Here is an 8,240-nt window from a genome sequence, read left to right on the forward strand (position 1 = left end):
AATCCATGACCGCAGTTTCGGTAATCTCGATTTGCAGTTGCCCGGTCGTGATCGTGAACGGCTTGAGCGTCCAGAACATAAGGATCGGCAGGCTCAGCAAAAGAGTGAGCTTGTCGAAGCGCTGCATCGGCGGTGCGGGACGCGCCGGATACTGTTCGCGAACCAGCCAGTTGCGGGTAAAGGACGGGATGATCCTCCCGCCGATGACGGCGATCATCATCACCGCCGTCGCCAGACCTAGCCGTAGTCCATAACCCTGCGCCGCGTAATCACCGACAAGCGCCTCGTAGTGAAACAGCGCATTGGCCAACGTAAAGACAGCAAGCAGGGCCAGCACGATCAGGTTACGCCAGTTCTTGCCTGCGATGATCTCGCGCAGGATCAGACCGCCAAGCATGATGGGAAAGGCGAGGTCGATTGCGGGGGCCAGAAGCGGCGGAAACTGCTGGGAGAACAGGATCGTCGCGCGCCCGGCGCACCAAACCGCAAAAAGCCCCGCCAACCGCCAACCTACGATGGGCAAACGCCCGGTCCAGTTGGGCACGGCTGTGAGCAGGAAACCGGCAAGCACCGCGCCAAGATAGCCGAACAGGAACTCATGCGCATGCCATGAGCCGCGATCGAACCGGGACGGCAGGTCGATCCCGCCCATCAGAACCGCCAGCCACAGGCCCATGGCCACAACGACCCAGATTGCTCCGAAAAGGAAAAAGGGACGGAAGCCGAAGCTGAAGATCGCCGGCCCTTTCCAGCTACGCATCTGTTCTGCGGAAGACTGAGCCATTATGGTCGCTCCGATGTTACGCGGGACGTCGTCAGCACCGTCCCGTCTTTGCTGCATGTCAGGCGTACCCTGCGATCGCCATGGAAAAACGTCAGCCTGACCTTACCAGCGTCTTTGCCCTCACCTGTTTCGAAACGTGAGGTGATTTCGCCCGCCCGCATCAGCAGCTGCACCTCTTCCGGGGGCAGATCGAACAATTTTCCAAGATTGCGGGCGTCAATCGTGGGCTGGTCCCCGCTCATGTCGATTTTCACTGCGCCGCCCCCTTGTCTGCCACGTCCATCAGGTGACGGATGTGTTTCGCAAAACACCATGTGGCGGGAATTCCAAGACCCGCGCCGATTAGGATCGATAAGCTGCTGGAGAGGATCGGGCCGCCGAGCCAGCTGAAGATCAACGAGGCAAAGAAGACGTTGACCGCTGCAGCCCCCGCCCCGAACGGGTAAAGCACGCAGGCGATTTGGCCAGTGGACCAACCGGTGCGTGTCATCTGCGGGCAACCAGTTGCTGAACGGCGATCATGGCTGCGATCAATGCAAGGCAGGCGAAGGCATACCAGAATTCTGCGGTGGCCGATTGGGCCTGCGGGATCGGGCGGTCATAAGCGTCGGCCAAGGCAGGCGCGGCGATGAAAATGCTCAGAAAAGCTGTGGTCATACGCATGTCAGGTCTCCTGTGTCAGCGTGCGGTAGATGTCGGGTAACGCCCGTGACAGGCGTTCCGGATTGGGCAACAGTGTAAAGCCGCCGCGGCCAATAATGCGGGCAAACCAGTCTTGGCCGTCCTCGTCGATGATGATGCCATGCAGACTTTGCCCCGCGGTGCGGGCCTCGCGCACGGCCATATGGCTGTCTTCGATTCCGTGCTGGCCCTCATAGTGGTCCAGATCATTGGGCTTACCATCCGTCAGCACGATCAACAGCTTGCGCGCCGATGGCTCTTTTGCCAGCTGCGCAGAAACATGGCGGATGGCGGCGCCCAGACGGGTGTAATGCCCGGGCTTGAGCGCGCCGATATTGGCGGTCACGTCAGAAGACATTGGCGTATCGAAGTCTTTGCAGCGGGTCAGGAACACCCTGTCACGGCGCAGCGAGGAGAAGCCCCAGATGCCCAGCCTGTCACCCGCCGCATCAATCCCGGCGGCAAGGGCGGCCATCGTGTCGCGCGCCACATCAATGACCGACGTGTCGCCGATTGCGGCCTCTGTCGAACGGGACGTGTCGATCAGGAAAGCAACCGAGACATCGCGGTCCATTTGGCGCGCGGCTTGCCAAATCCGGTCAGACCCGCGCCCTGTGGCGACCATATCGGCACGCGCCGTCAGCACCGCATCCAGATCAAGCTCTTGCCCGTCAATTTGGCGGGGCTGCAGGATGCGGCGCGGGCGCAGCGCCTCGAACTGGCGGCGCACCTCGCGGACGTATTTATCGTTTGGCACAAACACTGTGTCACCGGGCTGCGCAGGCGCATCCAACACGCGGCAGTGATCGGCCATATAGCTGCGGCTGCGGTGGTTCCATTCGGGGTAGGTATGGGTGCCCGCAAGCGCTTCGTGATCGGCATCGGCAGGTGACAGGTCGAGATGCAGGCGCAGGCGTGTCGCAACCTTGCGGCCCTGTTTCGATAGGGTGATGCGATCCTGATCGTCAGCCGCCTTCTGGGCGTTTTCCTCGTCATCATCATCAACGCTGCGGTTGATGTTCATGGATTCCACCCAAGACAGGATCGATTCAAACCGGTGGATGATGAAGCTGTCCTTGCGGTTATGCTGATCCTGATCCTTGCGTTCGCCCAGTTTGCGCGTGCTGACGGCGGCGGTGGGCGGTGGCGCTGCTGCGTCTGCTTCGGTGTCCTCGGTGGCTGTGCTGCCCTGTCCGGGGCGTTCAAGACGCAGCCAAATCGGCACCGGTGCGCAGGGCATGTAACCCTTTGCCGTTGCATGATCCGCCAGAGGCCTTGGCGAGACCCCGCATAGTTGGTCGCGGATGGCTTGCTCGATTGCCGCTTCGCGCGGCGCGCGGCGCGCCCCGATCCGGATTTGTGCGCAATGCGCCGCCATTTCCAAATAGCGGTCGCGCAGACCGATGCAGGATTGATAGGCCCTGTCCGATGCCGCGGCGTTCGTCTGAACGTAGGCGCGGTCCCGCGCCGGCCCGTTCTGCGACACATCAAAATCCGACACTGTGGCGTGCGCGGCCAAAGCGGTCAGCCAGAAATACGCGGCATGGTTCAGGCGCTGCTCTGGAAAGGCGTCCATGACCGGCGGCAGCATCAGCTTTTCGCCGTCAAACCGCGCCACCCATTCGCGGTCGCGGGCGGCGCCCAATTTGCGTTTGAGAACCTGCCGGTGCTGCACAAGCGTTTGGGCGACCTCGCCAAGCTCGACCCCCGCAGCCCCGCCAAGTGCGCGGAACAAAACCGCAAGGCTGGGCCTGACCGAGGCGAGCGTAACAGCGGCATCGGGATAGGTGACGCCCGCCCCGATGCCGCTGGCCATGTCGTGCCAGATGTTACCGACGGTCTCTTCTGGTTCCATGAGGTCAAGCAGTTTCATGGCGTTTATCCGTAGATCGTGCTGACCAGATCGCGGAGCGATTGCTGCACATCCGGCTCGTCGCTGAGCGGCTCGATGATCGCGGCCTCCAGCGCCTGATCGACCCCCATGCCGCCCGACATCAAGGTTCCCGCATAGATCAAAAGGCGGGTGGAAACACCTTCCTCAAGGTCCATGCCGCTTAGCTTGCGGATATGCCCTGCCAAGCGCACCAGCGGTGCCACGCGGCCTGGTTCAAGACCGCTTTCGCTGGCGACGACGGCGATCTCGGTTTCCGCATCGGGGAAATCAAAGCTGATCGAGAGGAACCGCTGGCGGGTCGAAGGCTTCAGTCGCTTCAACACGTTCTGGTAGCCGGGGTTATAGCTGGCCACCAGCATGAACTCGCGGGGGGCTGTCAGCTCTTCGCCCGTGCGGTCGATCATCAGCGTGCGGCGGGTATCTGTCAGCGGGTGCAAGACCACGGTAACGTCCTTGCGGGCCTCGACCACCTCGTCGAGATAGCAAATGCCGCCCTCACGCACAGCGCGGGTCAGGGGGCCGTCGACCCAGACGGTCTCTCCGCCTTTCAGCAGATACCGCCCGATCAGGTCTGCCGCCGACAGATCATCGTGGCAGGCCACGGTATAAAGCGGCTTGCCCAGCTTTGTGGCCATGTGTTCCACAAAACGGGTTTTACCGCAGCCGGTCGGCCCCTTCAAAAGAAGGGGCAAACCGTTGTCATGGGCCGTCTCGAACAGGTCGCATTCGCGCCCCGTAGGCTGGTAGAACGGCAGGGTTGGCGGGTTTTGCATGTTCATGGCTTATTCTCCGGGAACTGGATTGGCTGGGCCGGGCGCGATGATCTCGTTCTTGCGCACGACCAGCAGGGAATAGATGAACAAGAGCGCACCGATCACAACCGCCGTTCCTGCGCCAAAGCGCATCAGGTAGAAGATCGACAGGCTTTCCTGCACCTCCATGTAGTAGTCACCGACCACACGCTGCATGTGGGTCTGGATGGTGCCAGCAAAGGTCAGCACGAAGGTCATGAACGCCATGCCGCCAGTCATCAGCCAGAAGGACGCCATGTTCAGCACCTGATTATACGGGGCACGCTCGCGCAGCATCGGCATAGCGTAGGTAAAGATCGCCAGATTCAGTGCGACATACGCCCCGTAAAACGAAAGGTGCCCGTGCGCTGCGGTGATCTGCGTGCCGTGGCTGTAAAAGTTGACGCCGTGCAGTGTGTGCAGGAACCCCCAGACACCTGCGCCGAAAAAGGCAACAGTGCTGGACCCAAGCGACCACAAAAGGGCGGCCTTGTTGGGGTGGTTCTTGCGGCCCTTCCAGACCATCACAAAGGCAAAGGACATCATCAGGAAGAACGGGATCACCTCGAAGGTCGAGAAGATCGAGCCGACCCACTGCCAATAGCCCGGCAGGCCAATCCAGTAAAAGTGGTGGCCGGTCCCAAGGATGCCCGAGAACAGCGCCGTGGCGACAATGACATAGAGCCATTTTTCAACAACTTCGCGGTCCACGCCTGTCAGCTTTAGCAACAGGAAGGCCAGGATCGCGGCCATGACCAGTTCCCATGTGGCTTCCACCCACAGGTGCACCACGAACCACCAGTACATTTTATCAAGCGACAGGTTGCTAGGGTTGATGAAGGCAAAGACCCACAAGAGCGACAATAACCAAAGCCCCATGAGCAGCACGTTGGTGATCGCGGTTTTCTTGCCTGCCAACACAGTCATCGAGACATTGAAGAGAAAGATAAGCGCGGCCACGAGGATGCCGAATTTGACCCAAAGCGGTTGTTCAAGAAACTCGCGCCCGCCGTGGATGCCCACAAGGTAGGACCCAACAGCGCCAAGCGTGCCAACCAGCAGGATGATCAGCTGGAGATAGGCCAGCTTGGGCGAATAGATCTCGCGCTCGGATTCCTCGGGGATCAGGAAATAGGCCGCGCCGAAGAAGCCCAGCAGAAGCCAGACGATAAGCGCGTTCGTATGGATCATCCGGATCACGTTGAACGGGAGCAATTCAGACAGGAAATTGGGCGATACATAGATCCAGCCCGCGAGCAGCCCGCCCAGCACCTGAATGCCGAAGAGCGCCATCGCCGCAAGGAAGTACCAGTAGGCCACCTTTTGAGATTGATATTTCATGGTTTCGTCCTTTCTCGCGGTTTAACCGGCCTCGTTCGGCGGCCAGCCTTGCGTGTCAGTTTGGTCAGCCCAGCGAAGGAACTCGGCCAGAGCGCGGATGTCTTCGTCGGTGAGTTCATAGCGGGGCATCTGGCGGCGACCTTCGATGCCGCTGGGTTGCGCCTCGATCCAGCCTTTGAGTGTCTCAAAGGCGTCTTCGGGGTCTTCCAGAACACCCCAGCGTGTCATCACGTTGCCGACCTCGGGGGCGAAATACGCGCCTTCCCCATGCAGGCTGTGGCAATTGATGCAGGAGTTTTCCTCCCAGATGTGTTTGCCATGAATGACCGCTTCGCTCAGTTCCATACCGGCGGTTGAGGTCTCGACGACGTATTTGTGTGAATGGACGGTCAACGCCACAAAGACCACGACAAAAAAGATCGAGCCTCCGTAGAAGATGTTTCGCGCCCGCGATTTTGTCAGAAATTCCGCCATTGGCCGGTCTCCTTGAATTCGGGATGGCCAATATCTAGCGAAGGCGGTTGCGCGCGAGTTTGCGCAAGCGCAACGTCTGAGCCGAATTGTGGGCTAGCCTCGACGCATCAGGAGACCCCCAATGCGACACCCCAGAATGGATGACCCCGATTTACCGCTGGCAGATTTGATGATGCATTGGCCAGACACCATTCAGGTGTTTCTGCGCCACAAGATGCTGTGTGTCGGCTGTTTGATCGGCCCATTTCACACGATTGCGGATGCCTGCGCCGAATACAGCCTTGATGAGTGTGATTTTTTGGCAGAGCTTCGAGAAGCTGCCGGCCTTTGACTGGCGCTACCCTTGACCGATCACCACCAAAGCGTGCGGATCGGTCACTTTGATCCGTTTGCGCTTGCTTTGAACCAGGCCACGTTTTTCCCATGCGCTGAGCAGACGACTGACGGTATGCAACGTTGTTGCGGTCAGTTCAGAGAGATCTTGCCGTGTGATCGGAAAATCCACCTCAATGCCGTCCGGCGTTTTGCGACCTGTTTGGTTGATCAGACGCAAGAGCGCGTTTGCCACGCGCTGTTCAACCTGCTGTGTGGCCATCTCTACGATGCGGTTGTTCATCTCGCCCATGCGGCTGCCAACGGTCTTGTAGGTTTCCGTCGAAAACCCGTCATAGCTGGACACGAAAGTATCCCATAGGCGTGTCGGCCAACTGAGCACAATTGATTCAGTCGCCGTCAGGGCCGTGGCGGGATAGGTCTCGCGGCCGATGGCCTTGGCGATCCCCAAGAGCTGCCCTGCAGGAATATGCAGCGCCGTGACCTGTTCGCCGGTCGGCGTAAAGCGGACAACCCGGACATACCCGTCCAGCAGCATGAAAAAGCGGTCGGCCGGCGCACCCTCGTCAAAGATGGCAACGCCTTCGTCGTATCGGCGCGACGTGGCCTGATCGAGAATAGTACGAATGTCGCGCCGTTCCAGTTTGGAAAACGGCGGCAAATGCGTCAGCAGGCTTTCGTCCAGCCGTGGCAAGGTTTTGCGTGGTGATATCTCGTTCATACAAAGCGTTGTGCCACGGTGTCTGGGGTAAAGGCCAACGATTTCCAATCTTCCGACAACTATGAAGAAAAGCAGAACTGTTTGCGCCAGCGCAAAGTTCGACAGCGCCAATTCGTTAGGCAGTAGCTCAACAAACAATACGATCTGAAAGGAAATGTCATGTTTCGCACTTTGGTAACCGGTTTTGCACTCGTATCTCTGTTGGGCGGTGCAGCATTTGCCGAAACGTTTGAAGTTCAAATGTTGAATAAAGGCGATAGTGGCTCGATGGTTTTTGAGCCTGCTTCGCTGCGCATTGCAGCGGGTGACACCGTCAAATTTATTCCGGCTGACAAAGGTCATAACGCTGAATCAGTCAAGGGAATGATCCCGGACGGAGCGGCAACCTTCGCCGGTAAAATCAACGAAGAGATCGACGTCACACTAACTGAGCCTGGATTTTACGGCATCAAATGCAAGCCGCACTGGGGCATGGGCATGGTGATGGTCATCGCGGTCGGTGATGACGCTGTCGACGCTGACAGCTTTCTGTCGGGGAAGATGCCGAAAAAGGCCAAAGAGCGATTTGAAGAGAGCTTGAGCGGTCTTTGAACGCGAATGAGTGGGGGGCTGGGCAAACGGCACCCCTGAAAAAAGCAAGATCTATCGCTTCTTAATTGCGATGGATCAAATCAGGTCGATGGTTGTGAGTTACTATTCTTGCTATGAAAAACGCGTTCACCCATGTTCTTGGCCTTTTGCTCACACTGTCGCTGGCATTGTACGGCTCTATCGGTATGGCAAAGGTTGGAGCTAACGCTGTTTTCACAATGGAAATTTGCGCGGACGGTGTTGCCAAAACTGTGTCGTTCGATGCCAACGATAACCCTGTTGAGCCAGCGCAGTTCTGCCCCGAGTGCCTGACCTGTTGTCAAACCGTCGGTGTCTTAGTCCCCACAATCTGGTCGCTCATTCCGTCCCTGAACCGTTTGGGCATGGAGGTGGTTAACCCCGTTGCCAAAGACCCCATCGTCAACAAACGAAACCTCTACCCCGCGCCGCGTGGCCCTCCGGTTGTGCAGTTTTCTATGCCGAGGCTGATCACATTTGATTTGTCAGCAGGCGGCCGAATGATGCGCAGCGACGGGCGACCTATGCTAAAGGACGCCAACGCATGAACATTTTTCTGTCCTCCCTAAAATTTATGGCGATGTTTGCGACGCTACTCTTGCTGGGGCTTCC

The 8,240-nt window shown here is 58.6% G+C and carries 12 protein-coding genes; 3 read left to right on the top strand and 9 right to left on the bottom strand.

From position 1 onward, the window contains the following. From VOI29_RS19850 to VOI29_RS19885, 8 genes are all read right to left on the bottom strand, one after another. The coding region (locus VOI29_RS19850) for an NnrS family protein (protein ID WP_323782750.1) at positions 1 to 784 on the bottom strand (784 nt) is incomplete at its 3' end. Beyond that, positions 784 to 1,038: a DUF6522 family protein gene (locus VOI29_RS19855; RefSeq protein WP_323782753.1), complete on the bottom strand. Its 255-nt coding sequence runs from the start codon at positions 1,036 to 1,038 to the stop codon at positions 784 to 786. The genes VOI29_RS19855 and VOI29_RS19850, both read right to left, overlap by 1 nt. Further along, positions 1,035 to 1,274, bottom strand: coding sequence for an NnrT protein (locus VOI29_RS19860; RefSeq protein WP_323782756.1), 240 nt, complete (start codon positions 1,272 to 1,274; stop codon positions 1,035 to 1,037). Before VOI29_RS19860 ends, VOI29_RS19855 begins: the two co-directional genes overlap by 4 nt. Next, on the bottom strand, positions 1,271 to 1,447 hold the full coding sequence (locus tag VOI29_RS19865) for a protein NnrT (RefSeq protein ID WP_323782759.1): 177 nt from the start codon (positions 1,445 to 1,447) through the stop codon (positions 1,271 to 1,273). The genes VOI29_RS19860 and VOI29_RS19865 overlap by 4 nt, the downstream gene beginning before the upstream one ends. Before the next feature lies 1 nt (position 1,448). Then, complete coding sequence (locus tag VOI29_RS19870; protein WP_323782762.1) at positions 1,449 to 3,338, bottom strand: nitric oxide reductase activation protein NorD; 1,890 nt, start codon at positions 3,336 to 3,338, stop codon at positions 1,449 to 1,451. A 5-nt stretch (positions 3,339 to 3,343) separates the two neighbouring features. Further along, positions 3,344 to 4,138, bottom strand: coding sequence for a CbbQ/NirQ/NorQ/GpvN family protein (locus tag VOI29_RS19875; RefSeq protein WP_323782765.1), 795 nt, complete (start codon positions 4,136 to 4,138; stop codon positions 3,344 to 3,346). A 3-nt stretch (positions 4,139 to 4,141) separates the two neighbouring features. Further along, positions 4,142 to 5,491, bottom strand: coding sequence for a cbb3-type cytochrome c oxidase subunit I (locus VOI29_RS19880; RefSeq protein WP_323782768.1), 1,350 nt, complete (start codon positions 5,489 to 5,491; stop codon positions 4,142 to 4,144). A gap of 21 nt (positions 5,492 to 5,512) precedes the next feature. Continuing rightward, complete coding sequence (locus tag VOI29_RS19885; protein WP_323782770.1) at positions 5,513 to 5,965, bottom strand: cytochrome c; 453 nt, start codon at positions 5,963 to 5,965, stop codon at positions 5,513 to 5,515. Positions 5,966 to 6,101: 136 nt separating this feature from the next. On the opposite strand from VOI29_RS19885, the gene VOI29_RS19890 reads away from it, so the two are divergent. Further along, positions 6,102 to 6,296, top strand: coding sequence for a DUF1858 domain-containing protein (locus VOI29_RS19890; RefSeq protein ID WP_323782772.1), 195 nt, complete (start codon positions 6,102 to 6,104; stop codon positions 6,294 to 6,296). A gap of 6 nt (positions 6,297 to 6,302) precedes the next feature. Here VOI29_RS19890 and VOI29_RS19895 read toward each other — a convergent pair whose 3' ends face one another. Continuing rightward, positions 6,303 to 7,019 carry a Crp/Fnr family transcriptional regulator gene (locus VOI29_RS19895; RefSeq protein WP_323782774.1) on the bottom strand — a complete coding sequence of 239 codons (717 nt, stop codon included), beginning with the start codon at positions 7,017 to 7,019 and terminating at the stop codon, positions 6,303 to 6,305. A 159-nt stretch (positions 7,020 to 7,178) separates the two neighbouring features. On the opposite strand from VOI29_RS19895, the gene VOI29_RS19900 reads away from it, so the two are divergent. Together VOI29_RS19900 and VOI29_RS19905 are read left to right on the top strand one after the other, a co-directional pair. Next, positions 7,179 to 7,610, top strand: coding sequence for a pseudoazurin (locus VOI29_RS19900; protein WP_323782775.1), 432 nt, complete (start codon positions 7,179 to 7,181; stop codon positions 7,608 to 7,610). Between the two features lie 113 nt (positions 7,611 to 7,723). Next, positions 7,724 to 8,176 (top strand): hypothetical protein, encoded by a 453-nt coding sequence (locus VOI29_RS19905; RefSeq protein WP_323782777.1) that lies wholly within the window; start codon positions 7,724 to 7,726, stop codon positions 8,174 to 8,176. Positions 8,177 to 8,240 lie beyond the last annotated feature (64 nt).

The sequence above is a fragment of the Leisingera sp. genome, assembly GCF_034669605.1.
Taxonomy (GTDB): domain Bacteria; phylum Pseudomonadota; class Alphaproteobacteria; order Rhodobacterales; family Rhodobacteraceae; genus Leisingera.